The 26,110-nt window shown below is 42.4% G+C and carries 25 protein-coding genes and 2 other annotated features; of the genes, 19 read left to right on the top strand and 6 right to left on the bottom strand.

Annotated elements, in window-relative coordinates:
* The first annotated feature begins 13 nt into the window (after window positions 1-13).
* From coaE to AA0Y26_RS15910, 11 genes are all read left to right on the top strand, one after another.
* Window positions 14-607 carry a dephospho-CoA kinase gene (coaE, locus tag AA0Y26_RS15960; protein WP_413363066.1) on the top strand — a complete coding sequence of 198 codons (594 nt, stop codon included), beginning with the start codon at window positions 14-16 and terminating at the stop codon, window positions 605-607.
* Window positions 608-873: 266 nt separating this feature from the next.
* On the top strand, window positions 874-1,893 hold the full coding sequence (locus tag AA0Y26_RS15955) for a glyceraldehyde-3-phosphate dehydrogenase (RefSeq protein WP_413363065.1): 1,020 nt from the start codon (window positions 874-876) through the stop codon (window positions 1,891-1,893).
* Window positions 1,894-2,089: 196 nt separating this feature from the next.
* Entirely contained in the window at window positions 2,090-2,557 is a 468-nt protein-coding gene (gene nrdR / locus AA0Y26_RS15950) for a transcriptional regulator NrdR (RefSeq protein WP_413363064.1), read from the top strand.
* 29 nt (window positions 2,558-2,586) lie between these two features.
* The gene (locus AA0Y26_RS15945; protein WP_413368255.1) at window positions 2,587-3,942 is read left to right on the top strand and encodes a replication initiation and membrane attachment family protein; all 1,356 of its coding nucleotides are present in this window, start codon (window positions 2,587-2,589) and stop codon (window positions 3,940-3,942) included.
* Between the two features lie 10 nt (window positions 3,943-3,952).
* Window positions 3,953-4,882, top strand: a complete 930-nt coding sequence (gene dnaI / locus AA0Y26_RS15940) for a primosomal protein DnaI (protein WP_413368253.1) — start codon at window positions 3,953-3,955, stop codon at window positions 4,880-4,882.
* Between the two features lie 413 nt (window positions 4,883-5,295).
* Entirely contained in the window at window positions 5,296-7,227 is a 1,932-nt protein-coding gene (thrS, locus tag AA0Y26_RS15935; RefSeq protein WP_413363063.1) for a threonine--tRNA ligase, read from the top strand.
* A 142-nt stretch (window positions 7,228-7,369) separates the two neighbouring features.
* Window positions 7,370-8,191 (top strand): manganese catalase family protein, encoded by an 822-nt coding sequence (locus AA0Y26_RS15930; protein ID WP_413363062.1) that lies wholly within the window; start codon window positions 7,370-7,372, stop codon window positions 8,189-8,191.
* Between the two features lie 448 nt (window positions 8,192-8,639).
* Window positions 8,640-8,790: a sequence feature (ribosomal protein L20 leader region), on the top strand.
* Between the two features lie 93 nt (window positions 8,791-8,883).
* On the top strand, window positions 8,884-9,387 hold the full coding sequence (gene infC, locus AA0Y26_RS15925; RefSeq protein ID WP_413363061.1) for a translation initiation factor IF-3: 504 nt from the start codon (window positions 8,884-8,886) through the stop codon (window positions 9,385-9,387).
* A gap of 33 nt (window positions 9,388-9,420) precedes the next feature.
* Window positions 9,421-9,621 carry a 50S ribosomal protein L35 gene (gene rpmI / locus AA0Y26_RS15920; protein WP_413363060.1) on the top strand — a complete coding sequence of 67 codons (201 nt, stop codon included), beginning with the start codon at window positions 9,421-9,423 and terminating at the stop codon, window positions 9,619-9,621.
* Window positions 9,622-9,685: 64 nt separating this feature from the next.
* On the top strand, window positions 9,686-10,045 hold the full coding sequence (gene rplT, locus AA0Y26_RS15915; protein WP_413363059.1) for a 50S ribosomal protein L20: 360 nt from the start codon (window positions 9,686-9,688) through the stop codon (window positions 10,043-10,045).
* A 163-nt stretch (window positions 10,046-10,208) separates the two neighbouring features.
* Window positions 10,209-10,475 carry a DUF1294 domain-containing protein gene (locus tag AA0Y26_RS15910; protein WP_413363058.1) on the top strand — a complete coding sequence of 89 codons (267 nt, stop codon included), beginning with the start codon at window positions 10,209-10,211 and terminating at the stop codon, window positions 10,473-10,475.
* A 150-nt stretch (window positions 10,476-10,625) separates the two neighbouring features.
* Here AA0Y26_RS15910 and AA0Y26_RS15905 read toward each other — a convergent pair whose 3' ends face one another.
* Entirely contained in the window at window positions 10,626-11,009 is a 384-nt protein-coding gene (locus tag AA0Y26_RS15905; RefSeq protein ID WP_413363057.1) for a sigma-w pathway protein ysdB, read from the bottom strand.
* Window positions 11,010-11,097: 88 nt separating this feature from the next.
* On the opposite strand from AA0Y26_RS15905, the gene AA0Y26_RS15900 reads away from it, so the two are divergent.
* Both AA0Y26_RS15900 and AA0Y26_RS15895 read left to right on the top strand, forming a co-directional pair.
* Window positions 11,098-11,580 carry a dUTP diphosphatase gene (locus AA0Y26_RS15900; RefSeq protein ID WP_413363056.1) on the top strand — a complete coding sequence of 161 codons (483 nt, stop codon included), beginning with the start codon at window positions 11,098-11,100 and terminating at the stop codon, window positions 11,578-11,580.
* A 64-nt stretch (window positions 11,581-11,644) separates the two neighbouring features.
* The gene (locus AA0Y26_RS15895) at window positions 11,645-12,733 is read left to right on the top strand and encodes a M42 family metallopeptidase (protein ID WP_413363055.1); all 1,089 of its coding nucleotides are present in this window, start codon (window positions 11,645-11,647) and stop codon (window positions 12,731-12,733) included.
* A 124-nt stretch (window positions 12,734-12,857) separates the two neighbouring features.
* Here AA0Y26_RS15895 and AA0Y26_RS15890 read toward each other — a convergent pair whose 3' ends face one another.
* Window positions 12,858-13,310: a CoxG family protein gene (locus AA0Y26_RS15890; RefSeq protein ID WP_413368252.1), complete on the bottom strand. Its 453-nt coding sequence runs from the start codon at window positions 13,308-13,310 to the stop codon at window positions 12,858-12,860.
* 451 nt (window positions 13,311-13,761) lie between these two features.
* Here AA0Y26_RS15890 and argF point away from each other — a divergent pair, with 451 nt between their 5' ends.
* Window positions 13,762-14,727: an ornithine carbamoyltransferase gene (argF, locus tag AA0Y26_RS15885; protein WP_413363054.1), complete on the top strand. Its 966-nt coding sequence runs from the start codon at window positions 13,762-13,764 to the stop codon at window positions 14,725-14,727.
* Window positions 14,728-15,025: 298 nt separating this feature from the next.
* Window positions 15,026-16,117, top strand: a complete 1,092-nt coding sequence (locus AA0Y26_RS15880; RefSeq protein WP_413363053.1) for an NAD(P)-dependent alcohol dehydrogenase — start codon at window positions 15,026-15,028, stop codon at window positions 16,115-16,117.
* A 153-nt stretch (window positions 16,118-16,270) separates the two neighbouring features.
* On the opposite strand, the gene nadA is transcribed toward AA0Y26_RS15880, so the two are convergent.
* Genes nadA through nadB form a run of 3 tightly spaced genes read right to left on the bottom strand, consistent with a single transcriptional unit; the run spans window position 16,271 to window position 19,746 of the window.
* Window positions 16,271-17,353 carry a quinolinate synthase NadA gene (gene nadA / locus AA0Y26_RS15875; RefSeq protein WP_413368250.1) on the bottom strand — a complete coding sequence of 361 codons (1,083 nt, stop codon included), beginning with the start codon at window positions 17,351-17,353 and terminating at the stop codon, window positions 16,271-16,273.
* 4 nt (window positions 17,354-17,357) lie between these two features.
* Window positions 17,358-18,218, bottom strand: a complete 861-nt coding sequence (nadC, locus tag AA0Y26_RS15870; RefSeq protein WP_413363052.1) for a carboxylating nicotinate-nucleotide diphosphorylase — start codon at window positions 18,216-18,218, stop codon at window positions 17,358-17,360.
* Window positions 18,175-19,746 carry an L-aspartate oxidase gene (gene nadB / locus AA0Y26_RS15865; protein ID WP_413368248.1) on the bottom strand — a complete coding sequence of 524 codons (1,572 nt, stop codon included), beginning with the start codon at window positions 19,744-19,746 and terminating at the stop codon, window positions 18,175-18,177. The genes nadC and nadB overlap by 44 nt, the downstream gene beginning before the upstream one ends.
* A 101-nt stretch (window positions 19,747-19,847) precedes the next feature.
* Here nadB and AA0Y26_RS15860 point away from each other — a divergent pair, with 101 nt between their 5' ends.
* A complete protein-coding gene (locus AA0Y26_RS15860) occupies window positions 19,848-20,945 on the top strand; it encodes a cysteine desulfurase family protein (protein WP_413363051.1) in 1,098 nt (365 codons plus the stop codon).
* 1 nt (window position 20,946) lies between these two features.
* Here the strand turns inward: AA0Y26_RS15860 and sspI are convergent, their stop codons facing one another.
* A complete protein-coding gene (gene sspI / locus AA0Y26_RS15855; protein ID WP_413363050.1) occupies window positions 20,947-21,156 on the bottom strand; it encodes a small acid-soluble spore protein SspI in 210 nt (69 codons plus the stop codon).
* Window positions 21,157-21,335: 179 nt separating this feature from the next.
* Here sspI and AA0Y26_RS15850 point away from each other — a divergent pair, with 179 nt between their 5' ends.
* From AA0Y26_RS15850 to pheT, 3 genes are all read left to right on the top strand, one after another.
* Entirely contained in the window at window positions 21,336-22,097 is a 762-nt protein-coding gene (locus AA0Y26_RS15850; RefSeq protein WP_413363049.1) for a TrmH family RNA methyltransferase, read from the top strand.
* Window positions 22,098-22,143: 46 nt separating this feature from the next.
* Window positions 22,144-22,353 (top strand) — a binding site (T-box leader).
* A gap of 139 nt (window positions 22,354-22,492) precedes the next feature.
* Window positions 22,493-23,530 (top strand): phenylalanine--tRNA ligase subunit alpha, encoded by a 1,038-nt coding sequence (gene pheS, locus AA0Y26_RS15845; RefSeq protein WP_413363048.1) that lies wholly within the window; start codon window positions 22,493-22,495, stop codon window positions 23,528-23,530.
* Between the two features lie 12 nt (window positions 23,531-23,542).
* Entirely contained in the window at window positions 23,543-25,951 is a 2,409-nt protein-coding gene (pheT, locus tag AA0Y26_RS15840; protein ID WP_413363047.1) for a phenylalanine--tRNA ligase subunit beta, read from the top strand.
* Window positions 25,952-26,110: the final 159 nt, after the last annotated feature.

Here is a 26,110-nt window from a genome sequence, read left to right as displayed (position 1 = left end):
GAGGTGTCACACGATGATTATTGGATTAACAGGAAGTATTGCAAGTGGAAAAAGCACCGTATCAAAGATGTTGGAAGGTTATCACCTTCCAATTGTTGATGCGGATATGGTTGCGCGCCAAGTCGTAGAACCAGGAACAGAAACACTTGTAAAAATTGCTGAGGCATTTGGCAAGGATGTCATTAAGAAGGATGGCACAATGGACAGGGAAAAGGTAGGGGCGATTATTTTCCATGAACCGGCAAAACGGAAGATGCTGAATGATATTATCCACCCTGCTATCCGTGTAGAAATGATTCGACAGCGGGAGGAACACCTTGAACAAGGTGCCTCTCATGTTGTAATGGATATCCCTTTATTATTTGAAAGCAAGCTGCAGCATTTTGTAGATAAAATTCTTGTTGTATCAGTTAAAGAGGAAGTTCAGTTGGAACGGTTGATGAAACGAAATAATTTATCAGAAGAGGAAGCAAGAGCACGTATTGCATCTCAGCTTCCTATGTCGGTGAAAGAGCAGGGCGCTGATGCTATCATTTATAATAATGGAGACATTGAGACAACAGCTCATCAATTAGAAGCAATTTTAAAAAACTGGACAATTATCTAATTGGACTGACCTATTAAAAAGAAGACGTGGCCGACCTTATGTTCGGTCATGTCTTTTTCTTGCTTAAAAGAATGACAATTTTGTAGATTGTACAAAATGCTGTTTAGTGCTCCAAAATTTTGGTTATTTAGAAAGTAGCTTGTTGTCAGAAAATAAGAACTTTAAAATGTTGAGCGAATAATGTTCAACTTTTTGTACAATGTGTTATACTAATGACATATATAACAAATAAAATGATAACCTAATTACAGGAGGCTTTTTTTATTATGACAGTTTCTATCGCAATTAACGGATTTGGCCGAATTGGTCGTATGGTATTCCGCCAAGCTATCGTTCAAAACGACTTAAATTTAGTAGCAATCAATGCCAGCTACCCTGCTGAAACGTTGGCTCATTTAATTAAGTATGACACAAATCACGGGCCATTCAACGGAACTGTGGAAACAGAGGAAAATGCTTTAATCGTAAACGGCAAGCGAGTGGCAATTGTTTCTGAACGTGACCCGAAGTTACTGCCTTGGAAAGAAATGGGCGTAGAATTAGTAATTGAAGCAACTGGTAAATTCAATGATCGTGAAAAAGCGGCTATGCATTTAGAAGCTGGCGCTAAAAAGGTCATTTTAACTGCTCCAGGAAAGAATGAAGACATTACTGTAGTACTAGGTGTAAATGATGAGCTGTTAGATATTACAAAACACGACGTTATCTCAAATGCTTCTTGTACGACAAACTGCCTGGCTCCTGTAGCAAAAGTATTAAATGACGCATTTGGCATCGAAAATGGATTAATGACTACTGTTCATGCCTATACAAACGACCAAAACAATTTAGATAACCCACACAAAGACCTGCGACGCGCACGTAACTGCGGTTCCTCAATTATTCCTACTTCTACAGGTGCTGCAAAAGCATTAGCTTTAGTATTACCAGAGTTAAAAGGAAAACTACATGGTATGGCGCTGCGCGTTCCTACACCAAATGTGTCACTAGTTGACCTAGTAGTAGATTTGAAGAAAGATGTAACAGTCGAAGAAGTAAATGCTGCATTTAAAGCAGCTGCTGAAGGATCAATGAAAGGTATCCTGAACATTTCTATGGATCCGCTTGTGTCTTCTGACTACAATACAACTACTTATTCTTCAACAATCGATGGTTTAACGACAATGGTAATGGGCGATCGTAAAGTTAAAGTGTTAGCTTGGTATGACAATGAGTGGGGCTATTCAGCACGTGTTGTTGATTTAGCGAAAAAAGTAGTAAAAGAACTAGCTGCAGTTCAAGCGTAATCTTTTAAAATAGGAAGAGACTGATCACCATGCGGGTGGTTAGTCTTTTTTATTTTTGAAAGATATTATAATTTTGGTATGTGAATAGCGTCTAGGCTAAAGCGCTTTTGTTTTAGAAAAAGGAATTGTTATTCGTCATCTGCGAGATATTTGCTATAATAGGTTTACAAATTGAAAAGAATCAGGGGAAATGTGTATGAGATGTCCATCTTGTCAGTACAACGGGACACGCGTTGTCGATTCAAGACCGGTAGATGATAATAAGGAAATTAGACGCCGTCGTGAATGCGAGTCATGCGGCTTCCGCTTTACAACATTTGAAAAAATAGAAGAAACACCCCTAGTCGTCGTAAAGAAGGAGGGCTCACGTGAAGAGTTCAGCCGTGAAAAGGTACTGCGAGGGCTGATTCGAGCATGTGAGAAACGTCCAGTGGCGCTTGATGTTCTAGAAGACCTTGTAATGGGGATTGAAAAGGATCTGCGCCGTATCGGCAATTCAGAAGTCCGCTCTGAAGACGTAGGGGAAATGGTGATGGATCGTTTGGCCAAAATTGACGAGGTTGCTTACGTGCGTTTTGCATCCGTCTACCGCCAATTTAAAGATATCAATGTCTTTATTGATGAATTGAAGGATTTACTGCAAAAACAGACAACTGACAAATAATAAAATGAGGAGGGATTGAAGTGGTTCAAATGTATAAGGAATTGCTCGCGACGGATCATTTTGAAATAACGCTCCCTCAAGCTTTATCAACTAATGAACGGCAACTATTAACCTTATTTTATCAGCCATTAACAGGGTCGGACCCAGTTAGTCTATATTTAACACTTTGGGCTGAAGGCGAAGATTATACCACAGGAAAAATGACACACTATTATTTAATGAACGTGCTCGGCATGTCGGTACGCGAGGTTTTCGAGGCCCGCATCGCTCTTGAAGCAATAGGATTGCTTCGGACGTGGCGCAAGGATGAAGAAGACAGCCGTACCTTTATTTATGAAGTAGTGAGACCGCTTGAAGCAAGGGAATTTTTTGCAGACCCGTTGTTGTCTATGTTTTTGTTTAGCAAAATAGGAGAACAAGCATACCGTAAGCTTCGAAACCGCTTTTGCAAACAGATCGATAAACAAGATTATAATGAAGTAACTCGCACATTTACCGATGTATACAAGCCAATCCATATGCAAGTGCCGCAGGATATGCTTGAGGAGCGAAAAGTAGAAAGAGGCTATCCGTTCTATTATGTGCAATTTGATTTTGATTTGTTAAGGGCAGGGCTTTCCGAACAGCTTGTGCCTTCTGCGGCCTTAACGGCTGAGGCACGTTTAATGATCGCTAAACTTGCTTTTTTATATAAACTTTCTCCGCTTGAAATGCAGAAGGTTATTATTATGGCTTTGGATGATTCGATGAAGCTGCCGATTGAACGGCTAAAAAAAGCGGCTGCGGACTATTATAAAATCACAATTTCAAAAGAGGCACCAAAACTGGCGAAAACTTTTGAAAAACCTGTAGATACATCTTCAGAAACAAAGCGGACAAAGGAACAAGAGCTGCTGGACTATTTGGAGACAACACCGCCAATTCAGGTGCTGCGTGATATTAACAAAGGTAAAGAACCATTATCTGCTTCTGTTCAATTAGCAGAGGATTTGATTATGAAGCACGATATGCCTGTTGGTGTCGTGAATGTATTGCTGGAGTATGTCATGCTGACAACAGATATGCGTCTTCCTAAAAATTATGTGGAGAGAATTGCTGACCACTGGATTCGTAAAAATTTAAAAACAGCAAAAGAGGCAATGGAATTAGCACGCCGGGAGCGCGATAAGTATGCAAAATGGAAGGCGGAGAATGAATCGAAAACCAATTCACCTCAAAAACAAAACTATAAAAAGTCTAGCGGACGGGAAGAAAAGGTGCCGGATTGGTTTTATAAGCGGGATGCAGAGCCTGCCCCAGCATCGTCTAATGTTTCCATGATGGACTTTGAGGCGGAACGGCAAAAAATATTACAAAAACTAGGACAAGATGGGCAGGTGAACTAACATCGAACCGATTAATCGATCTTTAAACAGAATTAAAATTCCATCATTTCAAGAGCGCTACGAAGCAACGAAGCGTGAAATTTTAGGGAACGAGCAGGTACAGAGATTTCTAGCAGAAAATGCCGGAGCAGTAACTAATGAAATGGTCGAACGGAGTTTACCAAAGCTGGACGAATTTATCTCCCAGTCAACTACTTGCTGCAAGGCTGATTCGACTGCCTGCTGCACCAATTACTTAGGAGGCTTTATACCAAAGCTATACATTTTACGTGATAATATTGAAATAAAATATGAGCGCTGTGAGCAGAAATTGCTAGAGGATGAGCATCGTGAAACGGCTAAGATGATTTCGAGCATGCATATGCCAAAGGATGTATTAAAAGCTACCTTGAAGGATTTAATGATTGACGACAAGTCACGGGTAATGATTGCCCATAAGGCTGCTGATTTCGTCGCTCAGTACAAGAAGACTGGCGAGCTTCCAGCAAAAGGGTTTTATCTATGCGGGCAGTTTGGTGTAGGGAAATCCTTTGTGCTTGGTGCGATTGCCAATGAACTTGCAGCTTTGAAGGTAAGGTCTGTTGTTGTTTTTGTTCCTGAATTTTTACGTGAAATGAAAAATTCGATTCAGGATCAGACATTAAATGAAAAAATTGATTATGTAAAGAAAGCACCTGTATTGATGCTTGATGACATCGGTGCAGAGACAATGACTGCGTGGACACGCGATGAAATTCTTGGTACTATTCTTCATTACCGCATGAGTGAGCAGCTGCCAACATTCATCACATCGAACTTCGACTATGCTGGACTTGAACATCATTTATCTCAATCACAGCGAGGCGATGTAGAGGTTGTCAAAGCAGCCCGGATTATGGAACGTATCAAGGCAGTTACGATACCAATTCAAATGGACGGTATTAACCGTCGAAATTCGTAACATTTTAGCAGTTGCTTTTTTCGACCTGCAGGCGTATACTTTCCTAAGTAATTACACATTGAAAAGCTTTGAAAAGGATATGGGATATGTGAACCGACTTTTAGAGAGGGGAGCCTTGGCTGGAAGCTTCCTAGCACGACACACATTCTACTACCTTGGAGCAGTGGCGGGGTCAATCTGCCAACGTCTATCAGTACGTTAACTGACCTAGAGCTTCGTTCGAGTTTACTCGGAAGGAAGAAGGGTGGAACCACGAGCATACGCGTCGTCCCTTTCCAGGGACGGCGCTTTTTTGTTTGGATTCGCTGGTATTTCCTAGAAATTCGCCGGTATTTGCCGCGAAACCGCTGGTAACCGACCAAAAATCGCCGGTAAATCGAGGCTCACTATATAAGAAAGAGGAGGACATCCACATGTCAGAAATGATCAAATTAACTTTCCCAGATGGTAATGTCAAGGAGTTCGAAAAGGGCATCTCGACTTTAGATGTTGCAGGCTCCATCAGCCCAGGACTAAAAAAGAGTGCATTAGCTGGTAAAATCAACGGCACATTAATCGATGCAAAAACACCTATCGAAGAAGATGCAAAGATCGAAATTATTACAAACAAATCACCAGAAGCACTGGAAATCCTTCGTCACTCAACGGCGCACTTAACAGCACAGGCAGTAAAACGCCTATTCCCAGATGTAAAACTAGGAATTGGGCCTGTGATTGAATCAGGCTTCTATTACGATATCGATTCACCAACACCAATCACAATGGAAGACCTGCCTGCAATCGAAAAAGAAATGAAAAAAATTATCGCAGAGAATATTGAAATCGATCGTAAAAATGTTTCTCGTGAAGATGCAAAAGCTATCTATACAGAAGTAGACGATGAATACAAACTGGAGCTTCTTGAAGCGATTCCTGAAGGCGAGCAAGTTTCAATTTACTATCAAGGTGACTTCTTCGACCTTTGCCGCGGCGTACACGTACCGTCAACAGGAAAGTTAAAAGAGTTCAAGCTGTTATCATTAGCAGGTGCTTACTGGCGCGGTAACTCTGACAACAAGATGCTGCAGCGTATTTATGGTACAGCGTTCTTTACAAAAGACGAGTTGAAACACCACCTGCAAATGCTTGAAGAAGCAAAAGAGCGTGACCACCGTAAAATTGGGAAAGAGCTTGATCTATTCATGACAAGCCAAACTGTTGGTCAAGGTTTACCATTATGGCTGCCGAACGGTGCAACAATCCGCCGTACGATCGAGCGCTATATTGTAGATAAAGAAATTTCTCTAGGCTACAAACATGTATACACACCAGTACTTGGTTCAAAAACACTTTATGAAACTTCAGGTCACTGGGATCACTATCAGGACGGAATGTTCCCTCCAATGGAAATGGATAATGAAACACTGGTTCTTCGTCCAATGAACTGTCCGCACCACATGATGGTATTCAAAAATGGTCTGCATTCATACCGTCACTTGCCAATCCGTATTGCAGAGCTTGGTACAATGCACCGTTACGAAATGTCGGGTGCAGTTTCTGGTCTGCAGCGTGTCCGGGGGATGACTTTAAATGATGCACATATTTTCGTACGTCCAGACCAAATCAAAGCGGAATTCAAAAAAGTAGTAGAGCTTATTTTGGCAGTATATAAAGACTTCGATTTAACAGACTACTCATTCCGCCTGTCTTATCGTGATCCAGAAGATAAAGAGAAGTACTTCGATGACGATGAAATGTGGGAAAAAGCACAATCCATGTTGAAAGAAGCAATGGATGAGCTTGGTTTGGATTACTATGAAGCGGAAGGTGAAGCGGCATTCTATGGTCCAAAGCTTGACGTTCAAGTAAAAACAGCGATCGGTAAAGAAGAAACGTTATCAACAGCACAGCTTGACTTCTTGTTACCACAACGCTTCGATCTTTCTTACATCGGAGAAGATGGTCAGCCGCAGCGTCCGGTTGTTATTCACCGTGGTGTTGTATCGACAATGGAGCGCTTCGTTGCATTCTTGATTGAAGAATACAAAGGTGCATTCCCAACATGGCTGGCGCCAGTTCAAGCGACAATCATTCCTGTATCAAACACAGTTCACTATGAATACGCGCGTGATATTCAAGAGAAACTTCAAGCAGCAGGTATTCGTGTTGAGATGGATGATCGTGAAGAGAAGCTTGGCTACAAGATTCGTGAATCACAAATGAAGAAAATTCCATACATGCTTGTAATCGGGGATAAAGAAGTAGAAGCAGGCGGCGTAAACATTCGCCGTTATGGCTCGAAAGATTCTGAAACAATCAGCTTCGATGAGTTCCTAGCAAACATTAAAGCAGAAGTAACAAAATAATAAAGAAGAATGCGTCCGGGTATCATTTTCCGGGCGCTTTCTTATTTTACAGGATGCCAGCAAGTGAGGAATTTAAAAATAGATAATTTTAAAAGCACATTTAAGGAAAAAGCATATAGTAGGGGGTAGAAGGAGTGAAGATGTGTTTTATCATATAAAGGAATTGCAATATGAAGCGAAGCCCTGCAAGCCTGATCCAGTCATGGCGCGCAAAATGCAGGAAATATTAGGCGGCCAGTTTGGCGAAATGTCGGTAGCTCTGCAGTATTTATTCCAAGGATGGAATACGCGCGGTAATGAAAAGTACCGTGATTTGCTAATGGATACAGGAACAGAGGAATTGGCTCATATCGAGATGATCTGTACAATGATCGCAAGGCTGCTTGACGGTGTATGCCCGACCACGCTTGATGAGGCGGCGCAGGATCCTTTTATAGCTGCTATTTTAGGCGGAAGCAATCCGCAGCATCTCATCGTCTCTGGACTAGGAGCAATGCCTTCTGATATTAACGGTAACCGTTGGACAGCTGATTATATTATCGCAAGTGGTAACTTGCTGGCGGATTTCAGGGCAAATTTAAGTGCAGAGTCACAGGGACGCCTTCAAGTTGCCCGGTTATATTACGAAACAGAGGACCCGGGCGTACGTGATATGTTTGCGTGGCTGCTTGCACGGGATACAATGCATCAAAACCAGTGGATTGCAGCAATAAAAGAACTTGAGGCACAGGAGAATATTGTTGTACCAAGCACATTCCCAAGAGAACTGGAAAAACGCGAAGTTTCTCATACATTGTTTAACTTCTCCCGCGGAAATGAAAGTGCACAGGGAAGATGGGCACACGGACCAAGCATGGATGGGGAAGGTGTGTTCAACTATGTAGAACAACCGGTTCCTTTTGCTCCAGCCCCTGTTCTGCCACCTGCTCCGCCAACTGCTTTTGATACACCGCCATTAAAATGAGTGGAAGTCTTTCATTCCTTATTGTGCTGTAAGACGAACTAGCGATCTATCATATTAACGCAGGCTTTTCCAAGCAGACGGAGAAGCCTGTTTCTTACAGTAATCAGCTTTGTAGCCACTGACTGTTTTTACAGTCAGTGATTTCTAATAATCTCAGCGGTTTATAGACTTGGACGTCGTGATCGTTCAGCTCCAAGCGAAAAGAAGGTACAACAACAAATTTTTCATCCGGATAGTTTCCCTTTTGAACAGCTACTACCTATTCTCACTCATCTTCCTTACATATAATTCTCTTGGATAATTAAGCAATGATTCCTCCTGGAGATAATCATTTTCTACATACCGAAAATTGATTTTTGCTGGGACAAAGAGCATAAACTAAAAAATATGTTTAAACTGCTTGACGCCTTACTATAAGCGTGATAAGATTATTTAGGTTATGAATACAAGTTTGAAGTAGAGGCTGCCCGCTTCTCACCTGAACGAACGCTTCTGAGGCTGTTTACAGGTATGATACGTTGAATTGTTTTTACGTTAATATACGTATGCACATATAGTGGGCGGACATCTTCTAAAAATGTCCGCCCTTTTTTTATGGACATATCGGAAGTGTACCGTTCAACTTAGGGGCATCTCAAGCCCAAACCATGTATTCGCGCATATTATGGAGGTGGATTATTATTAGCAAAGACATGTATGTAAACGAAGGCATTCGCGCACGTGAACTTCGTGTAATCGACCATAACGGTGAACAGCTAGGAGTCAAAACACGAAATGAAGCACTAGAGATTGCCGGTCGTGTTAACTTGGATCTTGTCCTTGTGGCCCCTCAAGCCAAACCGCCGGTCGCACGTATCATGGACTATGGTAAATTTAAGTTTGAACAGCAAAAGAAAGACCGTGAAATTCGTAAGAATCAAAAAGTTATCAATATGAAAGAGGTTCGTCTGAGCCCGACAATTGATGAACATGATTTCCAAACGAAGCTACGTAACGCTATCAAATTCCTTGAAAAAGGCGATAAAGTAAAATGTAGCATCCGTTTCAAAGGTCGTGCTATCACACACAAAGAAATCGGTCAACGTGTATTAGATCGCTTTGCTGAAGCCTGCGCTGAAGTATCAACGGTTGAACAAAAACCGAAGATGGAAGGCCGCAGCATGTTCCTAGTTCTTAACCCTAAGAACGAAAAGTAAGTATGAATTGAACAGTTTAGGAGGAAAAACGACATGCCAAAAATGAAAACTCACCGTGGCGCTGCTAAGCGTTTCAAAAAAACAGGTACTGGTAAATTAAAATTTGACCGTGCTTATGGTAGCCACTTATTCGCTAACAAATCTACTAAAGCGAAACGTCAACTTCGTAAAGCGAAAATCGCTACATCTGGCGATTTCAAACGCATCCGTACTTTATTAACTTACATGAAGTAATCTCTGAACATACAGGTTCAACATTAAAATAACTATTCGAAAGAATTAGCAGGAGGTAATTACTATGCCACGCGTAAAAGGCGGAACAGTAACACGCGCTCGTCGCAAAAAGGTTTTAAAATTAGCTAAAGGTTACTTTGGTTCAAAACACACTCTATATAAAGTAGCTAACCAAGCAGTAATGAAGTCAGGTCAATATGCATACCGTGACCGTCGTCAAAAGAAACGTGATTTCCGTAAATTATGGATCACTCGTATCAACGCAGCTGCTCGTATGAACGGTCTTTCTTACAGCCGTTTAATGCACGGTTTAAAATTAGCAGGTATCGAAGTTAACCGTAAAATGTTAGCTGACCTAGCTGTAACTGATTCAGCAGCATTCGCTCAATTAGCAGAAGCTGCAAAAAGCGCTCAAGCGAAATAAGACATAGATACTTATTCTAATACTTACAAGCTTTAGTTAAATAAATTTTAAGTAAATGAGGCTGATAGGAACCCCTATCAGCCTTTTTTTAGCACGTGAGGGACTCATACAATAAATTGATCTCTCAATTAGTAGGTTGTTGCGGCAATAGAGGAGTGGAAGTATGGATCTGGCGATTTATTCCTACTTTGGAATATTATCTTTTGTTTTACTTTTCCTTATGTATACCGATAAGCAAAAGGCAATCAAAAAGGAATGGCGTATTGCAGAGAAAACATTGTTTACATTGGCCATCACAGGGGGAGCAATCGGGGGTGTCCTCGGTATGTATCTGTTTCGTCATAAAACGAAGCATAATGCTTTTGCCTTCGGATTTCCTCTTCTAGCAGCTATTCAAGTCTATATCATTGTGAAGCTGGTATCATTATAGATAGAGGAAGAAAAGTACAATATACGAAAGAGGTTCGGCTGCTATTTGCACGAACCTCTTCTTTCTATCTCAGCCTGTTGACAAACGCTCTCATCCATCGTTGCTTGTCTGGCAAGCGTTTTCAAGGCAGGTTGAGTAAATCTTTTCTTTCTATTTTTCCTTCATCAGCTTTTCAATCGGATTTTTCCAGCTGATTGTTGCGTTAGGGTAGTTCAGGAGAATTTCCTTTTCCAAAAAGAGGAAGTCGTCCTTCGTAAAGCCTTGCAGCTTCATTGGATCATGAACGAAAACGAAAATAGATACTACCTCAAATGCATTTTCTGTTGTCCCTAAGTATTTTTCTCCTTCAAAAAGAGCATTTTTGTAGGAGATAAAGAAATTCTTCCGGACATTTTTAACATCGTCATAAAAATAATAGTCGCCTTTTTCATACGCCTCATCCAGCTTTCGCTTCGGGTCCAGCAAGTAACGGACGCCTCTATAAAATATGTATAATATTAATACAATAATTACAAGTCGAAGAAGTAGAGCCATGAAAATTCCCCCTTGTCACACGAGTTTCCCTTCTATACGATTGAAAGAGGGAAAGGTTTCAATTTTTTAAGAAAATGGAGAGAAAAAAATGAAGTTTAAACAATTATTCGAAATGCAGCGCGAACTCGATACATTTATTGAAGAAACGCAAAATATTACATATGATGTTTTTCAAGAGAAAGGTCTGGCATTACTTGTTGAGCTGTCAGAGCTGGCGAATGAAACACGCTGTTTCAAATTCTGGAGTACGAAGGGTCCTTCCGAGCGCTCTGTTATTTTGGAGGAGTTTGTAGATTCTATTCACTTTATACTATCTCTTGGCAATATGCGTGGTTTTACAATGGAAGCATGGCCGGAAGTAAAAGAGAAAGCAGAATTGACACCGTTATTCATAGAAACAACAGTAGCCGCTACAACATTTATTGGCGCACCGGCCAAAGAAACCTATCATGAGCTATGGCATTTGTACGGAAAGCTTGCCTATAATCTCGGTTTTGCATTTGAAGATATTTTGGATGCATATTTAGCCAAAAACGAGAAAAACTATGAGCGCCAACGTTCAGGCTATTAATTACTTTGAAAACCGAAATAATCAAGTTATAATCGAGAAGACACATAGTGAGGAGGCCGAGAGTATGACACAATTAGATCCGACATTGCAAATGCTGAAAGAATTAACGGATGCCAATGGGATTCCAGGAAATGAACGGGCACCAAGGGAAGTAATGAGAAAGTATATCGAGCCGTTCGCAGATGAAATTGAAATGGATAACCTGGGCAGTCTGATCGCTAAAAAGGTCGGGAATGAAAATGGACCGAAAATTATGGTGGCGGGCCATTTGGACGAGATTGGGTTCATGGTAACGCAAATCGATGATAAGGGTTTCTTAAAATTCCAGACAGTAGGCGGCTGGTGGGAGCAGGTTATGCTTGCGCAGCGTGTAACAGTTACAACGCGAAAAGGTGAAGAGATCATTGGGGTTATCGGTTCTAAGCCACCTCATATCATTCCAGCAGATGCTCGTAAAAAGTCTGTAGATGTAAAAGATATGTTCATCGATATCGGTGCAGCATCGAAAGAGGAAGCGATGAAGTGGGGCGTATCACCTGGTGACATGGTGACACCATATTTTGAATTCAACGTAATGAAAAATAAAAAGCACCTTCTTGCAAAAGCGTGGGATAACCGTATTGGCTGTGCTATTGCCATTGATGTCCTTCGTGCATTAAAGGATGAACAACATCCTAATATCGTGTATGGTGTAGGGAACGTACAAGAGGAAGTCGGTCTTCGCGGAGCAAAGACATCTACCTTTAAAATCCGGCCGGACATCGGCTTTTCGGTAGACGTTGGCGTTGCTGGAGATACACCAGGTATTACGCCTAAGGAGTCTACATCTAAAATGGGAGCGGGTCCTCAGATTGTGATATTTGACGCTTCTATGGTTGCTCATACGGGGCTGCGTAATTTTGTTTTAGAGGTAGCTGAGGAAAACAATATCCCGTACCAATTTGAGTCGCTTGCAGGCGGTGGTACTGATGCTGGGTCCATCCATTTGACAGCGAATGGTGTACCGGCTCTTGCAATCGGTGTGGCTACACGATATATCCACTCTCATGCAGGTATCTTGAATCGTGATGATTACGAAAACACAGTGAAGCTGATCGTTGAAATCGTCAAGAAATTAGACCGTGAGACGGTTAATCAAATTATCCGCGATTAGTTTTAAAAAAGGCATTGGAAGAATATCCTTTCAATGTCTTTTCTTTTAGTAAAAAGAAATGAGGTGCCCTTTCTTTTATAGGAAAAAAATAACCGCCTGCTTTGTAAGCAAGACGGTCATTCTATTATCCCTGTTTATTTATTTCCACAATCTTGGCAGCAATAGCATTCGTCAATTCGGTAGTAGTCTTTGGAACAAAGCTTGCCAAAACCTGATTGATGATGGATGCCATCATTCCTTTTGCGGTAATATCAAGGTGCCCGCTCATCTTTGTGCGGTTTTGATCGATTGCTTCCGCCAAGAAGTAGCCGCCTCCAATAAAATTATCGGAAATCCCTGTTAAATTGAACGTCACTTGAGTTGGTTCTTTCCATTCCTTAATATCGACCTTTAGGTTTACTAACTTCTTCATGAAACCTAAGTCCCCATTAAATGACCATGTCGATTGTCTCTCATTTAAAATTTTATGATCAATATATCCGGGGACAAGAGGCGCCCACTTATTCATATCCTGCACAAAATCCCAAACCGTTTCAATATTTACCGGCAGTTCAACAGTATGCGTTCCTTGCGGCATAAAGGTCACGTCCTTTTTTATAAAGTGAAATTCTATTCGAGCTTTCGGTTGTTTGATATTCACTGGCCAAAAACCAGATCATATCTATGTGGAGTATTCCGCCTATATAGGGATAAAGCTTCTTGTTTCACTCTTACCCGCCAGAGACTCAAATAACCCCTTTACATGTTCAAAATATAGTGTCCGGTGTTTTCTGTTCTGCTTCTTCCGGTGATTGAACAGGTATTTTTCCGCGAAGCATAAAGAATGCTCGGCATTTTATATTATTTGAAAATTTCTATCCCTTTAAACGATATTTCCGCTTTTTCTCTTTAGGGGCAAATAGTATGCCTATTTGTTGAATAATTATGCGAATTAAAAAAAGATGAATAAATTATAATAATTCACTTGATTTTATAATTATGCACATATATAATGATGTTAACATAAAGGTATGCAAGGAGCGTTCGATATGAAATTGTTAGAGGAAGTGCAGTTGAAGCCAGTAGCGAGCCTTAAGGGGAAGGACCTGCTGACATTACTGGATTACACGTCACAAGAAGTGCAAGACCTTATTTCACTTGCTACACATCTGAAAAAAGTGACAAAGGAAGGCAAGTGCCCAAGACTGCTTGAAGGCAAGACGCTAGGGATGATTTTTGAAAAGAGTTCCACGCGTACACGAGTTTCTTTTGAGGTTGGTATGCAACAATTAGGTGGATATGGAATGTATATGAATGCACGTGATATGCAAATTGGACGTGGTGAACCGATTTCTGATACTGGTCATGTTTTATCAGGCTATCTGGATGCTATCATGATCCGGGCGAATTCCCACGAAATGGTAAAAGAGCTGGCAGAACATGCATCGATTCCGGTTATCAATGGACTAACGGACATTTATCATCCTTGCCAGGCATTGGCTGATCTCGAGACAATCGTTGAAAATAAAGGAAGCTTTGACGGGTTAAAGGTTGCTTATATAGGAGATGGCAACAATGTTGCCCATTCTTTAGTAATCGCCTGTGCTCATGTTGGGATGGATGTGGCAGTGGCTGCACCAGCCGGTTATGAATGTGACCCGGACATCATTGAAAAAGCAAAAGGCATTGCTGCGCGTAACGGCAGTACTGTAGTAACTACAACAAATCCTGTGGAAGCAGTAGAAAATGCGGATGTTGTATATGCAGATGTTTGGACGTCTATGGGGCAGGAAGAGGAGACGCAGCAGCGATTAATCGACTTCGAAGGCTACCAGATCAATGATGAGCTTGTGGCACATGCCAAGCCTGACTATATGTTCTTGCACTGTTTGCCTGCACACAGGGAGGAAGAGGTCTCTGCATCAATCATTGATGGACCGAACTCTTACATTTACGAACAAGCAGAAAACAGACTGCATGCACAGAAGGCGGTACTTGTATCGCTGATGGCTTAATTTAGGTATCAACTGGATTTGCTGTTCGCAGGTGGCGGACGTAATCCTTTATTGAATACAATCGAAACCTTTTATGAGGCAGGAAGGGCGGAGTAAAAGGGTAGGGAGTTAAACGGATATGCGGGAGACGCTGCTGCCGCTTAACAAGCTGCATTCGATGTGATGTATGTTTTCTAGAAGGAAAACGCATCACTACATAGGAAAACAACCCGGGAGACGCTGGGTTGTTTTTTTGTGTAGTTTGTGAAAATCCTGTCTACACTATGAATATTCTTAATGTAGCCAGGGAGGAACATATATGAAAATTAAAGCAGCAGTAACAAAAGGACAAGGTCAGCCATTTAGCATCGAGGAAGTGGAACTTGCGGCACCGAAGGCAAATGAAATTCTTGTGAAAATAGTGGCTACCGGAGTGTGCCATACAGATGCAGTAGCCCGGGATATGGCAATAGCACCTCTTCCAGCAGTATTAGGACATGAAGGCGCAGGCATTGTAGAGCAGGTCGGAGAGGGAGTAAAGGACATTGAACAGGGAGACCATGTTGTTTTGTCATTTGCGCATTGCGGTGTATGCTCTAATTGTTTGACAGGTCATCCAACTGTATGCGAAACATTTAATGATTTAAATTTCGGCGGTGTGCAGGACGATTATACGACACGTTTAAGCAAAGAAAATGAAAAACTTTCTACCTTCTTCGGTCAGTCATCTTTTGGTACCTATGCAATTGCCCATGAACGAAATGTTGTCAAGGTGGATAAGGATGTAGACTTAACACTGTTAGGTCCTTTAGGATGTGGTATTCAAACAGGGTCAGGGACAGTACTCAATAGACTTAAGCCTGAATTTGGCTCATCTATTGTCATCTATGGCTGTGGGGCTGTCGGTTTATCAGCCGTGATGGCTGCCAAAATTGTTGGCTGCCAGCATATTATCGCGGTGGATGTGCATGATAATCGCCTTTCTTTGGCAAAAGAATTAGGTGCTACACATGTATTAAATGGACGTCATGTCGATGTAGTAGCAGAAGTAAAAGCTATTACAAATGGGGGTTCCCATTATGCTGTAGAAACTACGGGTGTACCGCCTGTTGTCAAACAGAGTCTGAATGCATTACGACCATTGGGTGCTTGTGCCATTGTAGGTGTGACACCGGAGATGCCAATTGACGTTCATAACGATCTGATGGCAGAAGGGAAGACAATGATGGGTGTGATTGAAGGGGATGCAGTACCACGCGTATTTATCCCTCAGTTAATCAGCTATTACAAGAACGGGCAATTTCCGTTTGATAAGCTGGTTAAGTTCTATGATTTCGAACAGATTAATGAAGCGTTTGAGGATTCGAAAAATGGTGGAGCAATTAAGCCAATACTAAAAATGAAAGCATAAAAAGCTGCTACATGCTGATATAGTCCGTTGAGGGTGGTAATTCTCAGGAGATACTGGTCAAGAAACATAGAGCCGTCCAGAAGAGTGAAACTTTCTGAGCGGCTCTATGTTTATAATAAAGCCGGATGCAAAAGGAGTGTCGCTTTTATTTTATCAGGCACGTGCAAGCATACGCTCTAATGACAGGATCGCTTCTTTTGTCGTGTTTGCATCAACTTGAATCACATTGCCTTTTTCACCGTTTTCAATCATTTCTAACGCCCATAATAGATGGGGCAAATCAATGCGGTTCATCGTCAGACACGGGCACATATTTTCATTTAAAGAAATAATGTGTTTCTCAGGGTATTTTGCAATCAGCCGTTTAACTAGATTCATCTCCGTACCGATTGCCCAGCTTGAACCAGCAGGGGCATTTTCGATAACATCACAAATATATTTGGTGGAGCCGTTGTCATCTGAAAGGGCCACTACTTCACGTGAACATTCTGGATGTACGATAATCTTCATATCAGGATAGTTTTTACGCACTTCACGGACGTTATAAACGGTAAAGCCCTCATGGACAGAACAATGTCCCTTCCATAAGATTACCTTCACATTCTCCACATTTCCTTCATATTCAAGCTGCCCTTTTATTGGATTCCAAATGGCCATCTGATCTAATCGAATACCAAGATCATACGTTGTATTGCGTCCTAAATGCTGATCTGGCAGGAAGAATAGGCGCTGCTTTTGAGTAAATGCCCATTCCACCATTATTTTAACATTAGAGCTTGTGACACAAGCACCCCCATTACGTCCAGTAAATGCTTTAATCGCTGCTGTTGAGTTAACATATGTCAGTGGCAGTAGTGTATCGCCAAATAGCTGCTGTAAGACAATCCATGCTTCTTCCGTCTGATAGATATTCGCCATATCAGCCATCGAGCACCCCGCACGCATGTCGGGTAAATAGACAATCTGCTCATCATCAGTGAGCATGTCTGCAGTCTCCGCCATAAAGTGTACTCCGCAGAATACGATATGCTTCGCCTTTTTATTAGCCGCAGCCATTTGTGCAAGCTGCAGGGAATCACCTGTTGTATCAGCAAATTGAACGACCTCATCTCGCTGATAATGATGGGCGGGAATAAATAATTCATCACCTAATTTGCTTTTGATTTCACAGATGCGGTTTTCCATTTCCTCAAAAGTCATAGACTTATATTTTTCGGGAAGCATGGACCCTACCATAAATTTAGTGAGTACCACTAGCTATCACTCCTTTCAGTTGTACGAGCGCACTAATATCAAATGCTTTTACAGAGTGTGTTAACGTACCAAGTGAAATCCATTGCACACCGGATTCAGCATAGCTGCGAAGGTTCTCTAGTGTGATACCGCCCGATGCTTCTGTTGCCATATGGTCGGGAATAAAAGGCAGCCAAGAGCGGATCTCGTCAGGTGTACGGTTATCAAACATGATGATATCCGCCCCGGCTTCTACCGCTTCAATCAGCTGATCTTTCGTTTCAATTTCCACCTCAATTTTTACGGTATGACCAATTTTGGCACGGGCGGATGTTACGGCTTTTGTAATGCTGCCAGCAAAGGCTATATGGTTATCCTTCAGCATAATTGCATCATAGAGCCCGCTGCGATGATTATAGGCACCGCCAGTGCGAACGGCATATTTATCGAGCATGCGAAGACCTGGCATTGTTTTTCGGGTATCGCATATATTCGCGTTTGTTCCTTTTACAAGCTGAACGGCTTCATAAGCACTTGTTGCAATCCCGCTCATTCGTTGAATTAAGTTAAGGATGACGCGCTCTCCTGCAAGAAGACTACGAATCGGTCCTTCAATCATGGCAAGCTGCTCACCTTCACTGATCCATTGCCCATCCTCCTTTAATACACGAACATGCAGATGATCATCCAGCAACGGAAAACCAATTTCGATAATTTGTCTTCCGCAAAAGATGCCGGATTCTTTCGCATAAAATATAAAAGAACCTTGGTCAGAAGTACTGAAAATGGTTTCGCTGGATAGATCGCCATCCCCGATATCCTCATTAAAGTATTGGAGAAGCATGCTCTTTAATTTGATTGTGTTCATATAAATCGTTCCTCACTTTCATGATTCCTTTTTGGAAAACAATCCATCGTTGCTCCCAGTCCTGTTTCTTTTCGCTGATATCTAGACGAATATGTGCACCTCTTGACTCAGGACGAGAAAGGGCTGCATTCGTAATTAGCGCAGCTGTAATATGCATAAAGGCCAGCTCAATCTCTTTTCTGCTTTTGCATGAAAAGTCAGGGTGTAGAGTGAGGGATGGAAGCTTTGACAGCAGTTTAGATAGGCCATGTTCGGAACGGACAATCCCGACATGGGCAGACATCTCTCGCTGCAATTCCTCCTTTGTTAGGCACGGCTGAAATGATTCCTTCTTTGAAACAGAGGCCGGAATAAAGTCAGACTGGGCAGTGCCGCTTTTTAAAAGATGCACTGCCAGGGATTCACCGAAAACAATCCCTTCCAATAGTGAATTACTCGCCAGACGATTTGCCCCATGAACACCTGTGCAGGCTACCTCACCGACTGCCAAAAGCCGGGGGATAGTCGTTTCTCCAAATGAATTGGCAATGACGCCTCCCATAAGAAAATGACTTCCCGGAGCAATTGGAATTCTTCCTTCGGAAAGGTTGACACCGTGGTTTCTACAAAGCTCGGCGATTGTCGGAAATTGATCATTGAAGTTTTTGACAGAAGTAATATCGATAAAGACGGATTTTCCTTGATCCCTCATTTTGTACATTTCATATGCTGTTATATGTCTTGGGGCCAAATCACCTAGGGGATGTTTGCCAGACATGACAGCATGACCATCCTCATCAATAAATTTTCCACCTGCGCCCCTCACTGCTTCAGAGATGAGTCCGTGCACCCTGTCTACGTAAAGCAGGCTCGGATGAAACTGAATGAACTCCATATCCGTAATAGCGGCACCTGCTAAATAGGCTAATGCAATCCCATCCCCGTAACTGTCGGGGCAATTTGAGGTGTAATCATACAGGGCACCTGCGCCACCGGTTGCTAAAATAACATAGGAGGCGAAGTATGTTTTTTCGCCTGCTTTTGTTTTGACGCGTGCACCACAGCATTCTCCTGCACAATTCAATAACAGTTCATAGGCAAATTCATAAGTGTGAATATGTACATTTTTTGGTAAAGCATTTACATAGTAGTCTACCAAATTTTTGCCAGTAGCATCTCCACCTGCGTGAACGATTCGGTGATGGCTGTGTGCCCCTTCAAGACCGAGAGAAATTTCGCCTTGAAGGGAATGATCAGCAGGGAAGCCTTCTTTTAACAGCTTCCTTACAGCAGTAGAGCCGTATTCGACTAAACACTTTACATTTTCTTCATGGTGATGATATTCACCGGCCGTAAGGGTATCCTGTATATGTAATGAAGTATGGTCCGAGGCAGCGATGACTGCTGCGATACCACCTTGCGCCTTGTAGGAACTACTTGCGGTCAAATCTGCTTTTGTAATGATATGGACTTCAAAGCGCCTGCTTAATCGGCGAGCTGCTTGCAGTGCAGCAATCCCGCCGCCGAGAATTAGGATGTCCGTTTGCATCTTCACATTCATACCTTCTTTACAGTTGTCTTGTCACATATCTTTACATAAAATGGTGAAATAAACAAGTACTTATTATGAACAGGAAAAGAGGAGAAGAAATGACTTATTTAGACTACGCAGCATCTTCACCGATGTTGGAAAGAGCAATCAATGTATATAGTGAAGTTGCCGGTAAAATGTATGCCAATGCTTCCAGTTTGCATGATGCAGGAGGACAAGCAGCATATGCAATCACTTGGGCAAGAAAAGTGATCGCCCAGAAACTAGGCGTTCATTCAGACGGCGTCATTTTTACTGGAGGAGGAACGGAAGGGAATATTTTAGCCATTTTATCTCTTGCTCGTTCGGAGAAAAAGGGGAGACATATCATCACGTCGATGGCAGAGCATACCTCTGTACATGCAGCGATGAACACGCTGGAACAGGAAGGTTTTGAAGTCACACGCCTTCCGTTGACAGAAAGAGGTGTAGTAGATGTGAAGACAGTAGAGGAGGCAATTAGACCCGATACAACACTTATCTCCATTCAGCATGTAAATGCTGAAATTGGTACGATTCAGCCTATAGGTAAGATAGCAAAGGTAGCCAAAGAGCATGGAATTTTCTGTCATGTAGACTGTGTACAGTCTTTTTGTAAACTGAACATAGCTGGATTTTCTAGCCAAGTAGATGCTATTACAGTTTCCGGTCATAAAATTGGAGGGCCCAAAGGATGCGGTGCTATTTATTTCAACCCTTATGTAAGAGCGACCCCTGTTTTTCCCGGAGTAACGCATGAACGTGGCCTGCGTGGGGGAACACTTAATACACCGGCTATTGTCGCGATGGCAGTGGCGGTAGAAGACTATTACTACGATTTAAAGGAACAATGGCAATTACGAGAAAAACTTGTGAAATCGTTGCATCATAAGAAGTTTCAAATAATTGAAGGGATATGGACCGAACAGCTGCCAAATATTTGCGGCATCTGTATGAAAGGCGTGGAGGGACAGCTGGTTATGCTGAAGCTGAATGAGCAGGAGATGTACATATCAACAGGCAGTGCTTGTGATAGTAATAGCGCTTCCGGTACGAAGGCCATTTTAGCAATGGGCCGATCATACGAGGAAGCGCGGCAGTTCTTTCGTATTTCATTTGGGACACAAACAACAGCCCAAGAGATTGACCGGTGCGCCCGTGCATTATCAAAGCTGTAATTTACGATACGAAAATTTTTTCAAGCTTTGAAGTAAAGGCAGTTCTTTCATTTTCAGATGCATCTTTCCACCATGCTTCCAAAAATACACCTAAACCTGGCAGGAGATGCTCCTCGCCGCGAGCAATTGCATCATTGATTGTTTCATCAAATGCTGCAGATGAGTCGCCTTTAACGTTTGTAGTGATTGCTTCTCGAATTTGAAAATCCATAGTTGACACTCCTTTCTCTTCCTTAGTATTTCAAGGTAGAAAAAAAGTATACGTAAGGTAGAAGGGAATTGTTTGATTCCGTCTCCTTTGCTATAAAAACAGGTGAGCGGAATTCTATATCCTGGAACTCGTTTCTATGTTATAATGCGGGATTGAAACTACTTAAAAGGACGGATACGATGAAGCGAATTGAATCAACTCAAAATGCACTCGTGAAGCATTGGAAAAAGCTTGTGACGCTCCGTAAAGAACGGGAAAAATCAAGTGAATTCATCATTGAAGGCTTCCATCTTGTAGAGGAAGCCTTAAAGAATAAAGAGCAGATACTCCAAATTATCGTTCGTGATGATGTGGACTTGCCCTTGCTTTGGCAGACAGACGATGTCCAAATGGTACAGGTAAATGAAGCGGTAGCAAAGGAAATTGCCGAAACAGAGAAATCCCAAGGTGTATTTGCACATTGTAAAGTGAGTGAGCCGACGGAAATCGAGATGGCTGGATGGAAAAAGGTTCTTCTCATTGATGCGGTGCAAGACCCGGGCAATATTGGGACGATGATTCGTACAGCAGACGCAGCAGGGATTGATGCTGTGGTACTTGGAAAAGGATGTGCAGATGCATATAATCCCAAAGTTATGCGTTCAGCACAGGGCTCACACTTCCATATTCCAGTCGTTCGAGGCGAGTTGAACGATTGGATTGATCGGCTGCAGGATGATGGCGTAAAAGTATTCGGTACATCGCTTGAAGAAGCTATTTCATACCGGGACATTAATGTAACAGAAGACTTTGCAGTTATTGTGGGAAATGAGGGTGCTGGTATCAGCCCGCAGCTTCTGGCGAAAACAGACCAGAATGTGATCATTCCGATTTTAGGCGGTGCAGAGTCACTAAACGTAGCGGTAGCAACGGGTATATTATTATACGCGTTTGTGAAATAACTTGAAGAAGTTCACATAATCTTGTACTATTGAATACGTATAAAATGTAAATGCAACGACCGAGAAGAGTAGTTGTGACACACATGGAGCAGGGAATGATAGCCTTTGACTGGAAGCTATCTGCATGATGACACGATGAAGTTCACCTCGCGAGCAGCACAGAAGAAAATCTGTGCCGGTGACAAGCCGTTATTTGAATTGAGTGATTGCTTCAGGCAATAACTAGGGTGGTACCACGAATATCCTCGTCCCTTTTTAGGGGCGGGGTTTTTTTATTTGTAATTGAAAATTGCAGGTAAGTGTGCAAAATTCGCTTAGTATGATGAGAAAGCGCTGGTATCGCCCTTAATGACTGAACCTACTCGACCATAATATTTAAATAGGAGGATTTATCAATGGAACAGCAATTAAAGCAGCTGGAGCAGGAAGCTCTGGCGAAAATTGAAGCTGCCTCGTCATTAAAAGAGTTAAATGACGTGCGTGTTGCTTATCTAGGTAAAAAAGGACCTATCACTGACCTGCTAAAAGGTATGGGTAAGCTATCAGCTGAAGAACGTCCGAAAATGGGGGCTTTAGTTAATACAGTTCGTGAAAGCTTAACAGAAGTATTGACAGCAAAGTCGACTGCTTTAGAGGAAGCGGCTATTCAAGAGCAATTGGAAAAAGAATCAATCGATGTGACTTTACCGGGCGCTAAGGTGCAGATCGGTAACCGCCACCCACTGACACGTGTCATTGAGGAAATTGAAGATTTATTCGTTTCAATGGGATATGAAATTGCTGAAGGGCCGGAAGTCGAAAAAGATTACTACAACTTCGAGGCATTAAACCTGCCAAAAGGACATCCAGCGCGTGATATGCAGGATTCATTCTATATTTCTGAGGATATCTTGCTGCGCACACATACATCTCCGGTACAGGCTCGTACAATGGAAGCCAAAAAAGGGGAACCAATCCGTATTATTTGTCCTGGGAAAGTATTCCGTCGAGATACAGATGACGCAACGCACTCCCACCAATTTATGCAAATTGAAGGACTTGTAATTGGCGACAACATTCGTATGAGTGACTTAAAAGGAACACTTGATGCGTTAGCGAAGAAAATGTTCGGTGCTGAGCGTGAAATCCGTCTTCGTCCTTCCTTCTTCCCATTCACAGAGCCGTCAGTAGAGGTGGATGTATCTTGCCATAAATGCGGCGGTGACGGCTGTAACGTATGTAAGAAAACAGGCTGGATTGAAATTTTGGGTGCAGGTATGGTACACCCGAATGTTCTTGAAATGGCCGGCTATGATTCGAAAAAAGTATCAGGCTTTGCGTTCGGAATCGGTGCAGAACGTATCGCGATGTTAAAATACGGGGTGGATGATATCCGTCACTTCTATACGAATGACGTACGCTTCTTATCACAATTCCACCGCAGTGAAGGGTAAGGAGGAAGTAAAATGTTAGTATCATTGAAATGGTTATCACAGTATGTAGATATTGAAGGTCTTGCACCGGAGGAATTAGCAGAAAAAATTACGCGCTCAGGTATTGAGGTAGACGCAGTAATCGACCGTGCGCTAGGGATGACAAACGTGGTCGTTGGTCATGTTGTTTCAAAGGAGAAGCACCCTGAAGCGGATAAATTAAATGTCTGTCAAGTGGACGTCGGTGAGGAAAGCTTACAGCAAATCGTTTGTGGCGCACCGAATGTGGATGCAGGGCAGAAAGTGATCGTTGCACGTCCGGGTGCAAGATTACCAGGCGGCATTAAAATAAAAAAGGCAAAGCTCCGCGGACAGGAATCAAACGGTATGATCTGTTCTCTACAAGAGCTGGGTATCGAAGGACGACTAGTACCGAAGGCATATGCAGAAGGAATTTATGTATTGCCGGAAGACAGCGCGCCGGGTACAGATGCGCTAGAATTATTAGGTTTGCGTGATACAGTATTAGAGCTTGGTCTGACACCAAACCGCTCGGATGCATTATCAATGCTTGGCGTAGCTTATGAGGTAGCAGCAATTCTTTCAAAAGATGTGAAGCTTCCTGAAGTCAGCTACACTGCGTCAGCTGAAAAGGCACAAGATCACTTAAGCTTGCGTGTTGAAGATACAACGGTGAACCCTCTGTATGCAGCGAAAGTTATAAAGAACGTAAAAGTAGCAGAATCTCCATTATGGCTGCAACATTATTTAATGGCAGCTGGTGTACGCCCTCACAATAATGTAGTCGATATTACAAACTACATTTTAATGGAATATGGCCAACCGTTGCATGCATTCGATTACGATAAGCTGGGTACGGGTGAAATCGTGACTCGTCATGCGGCAGAAGGTGAAAAAATTACAACATTAGATGATCAGGAACGTACATTGCAGGCGCATAACTTTGTCATCACAAACGGCAAGGAACCTGTAGCTGTAGCTGGTGTAATGGGAGGCGCAAATTCAGAAGTCTCCGATGAAACAACAACAGTTGTTATTGAATCTGCTTATTTCGCAGGACAGTCCGTACGCCGTACATCAAAAGATTTAGGATTACGTTCAGATTCATCAGCACGTTTTGAAAAAGGCGTGGATCCAAACCGTGTCATCCCTGCAGCAGAGCGTGCTGCACAGCTGCTTTCAGAGCTTGCTGGCGGTGAAGTATTAGAAGGGACAGTGCTTGTAGATGAGTTAGATAAGACACCTGTCCGTGTCGTTGTTTCTCCTGATTTCATCAATACACGTCTTGGTATGAAGATTTCGCTAGAAGATATGCTGTCCATTTTAGAGCGCCTGCAATTTGAAGTAGAGGCAGCAAACGGTTTATTAATCATCGATGCACCTACACGTCGCCAAGATATTAAAATTGAAGAGGACATCGTAGAAGAGGTTGCTCGTATGTTCGGCTATGATGAAATTCCAACTACGCTTCCTGAATCAGGAGAGCAAGTAGGCGGTTTGACGGCTTACCAGGAAAAACGCCGCGTAGTGCGTAACGTGATGGAAGGCGCTGGTCTTTTCCAAGCGGTTACTTACTCACTTACATCAGCTGCAGCTTCTCAAAAATATGCATTAAAAGCTGAAGAAACAACAAAGCTTCTTATGCCGATGTCAGAAGAGCGTTCTACGTTGCGTCAAAGCTTGATTCCACATCTAGTAGAGGCTGCTGCCTATAATGTGGCGCGTCAAATCGACTCTGTTGCATTATACGAAATTGGTTCTGTATTTTTAGGCCAAACAGCAGAGGGACTGCCGTTTGAGGAAGAGCACTTGGCATTGGTATTGACAGGTAAATGGACTGATAACGCATGGCAGGGAGAAAAGAAGAATGTTGATTTCTTCGTTGCAAAAGGCATCGTAGAAGCAATATTTGTAAAGCTTGGCTTAGCAGAACGTGTTTCTTATGTAAAAGCTTCTATAGACGGCTTACACCCTGGCCGTACAGCACACGTTTTACTGGATGGTGAAGTGGTAGGCTTAATTGGTCAGCTGCACCCGGCTGAGCAAAAACAAGCAGGCGTAAAAGAAACATATGTAGCAGAATTGAACTTGCTTTCAATTTTAAGTGCTTCAACAGAAGAGCTTGTCTACACGCCAGTACCACGTTTCCCGGCGATGACGCGTGATATCGCACTTGAGCTTGATCGCACAACAACTGCCGGTGAGATCGCAGGAATCATTAACGGAGCAGGTACGAAACTTCTGAAAGATGTTAAAGTCTTTGACGTCTATGAAGGAGAAAAAATGACTGCTGGCAAAAAATCTGTTGCTTTCTCATTAACGTATTTTGATCCAGAACGTACGTTGACAGATGAAGAGGTTGTAGCAGCACATAATAAAGTGTTAAAAGCATTGGAAGATGCCGGAGCAGAAATCCGCTGATTATAAAATAGGCTCTTTAAAATAGGGGCACGTGAGGCTGTGTTAAGAGTCATTTTGACGTTTAACACAGCCTTTCTCATATATATATATGCTATAAAATATTGCTCATGTGCTGAGTTTATCCAAAAGTCGCTGGCCTCCTCGGAAAGGAAGTGTCGT

Source organism: Lysinibacillus canaveralius, from assembly GCF_047301505.1.
Lineage (GTDB): Bacteria > Bacillota > Bacilli > Bacillales_A > Planococcaceae > Lysinibacillus_B.
This window is presented reverse-complemented; position numbering and strand designations above follow the sequence as displayed.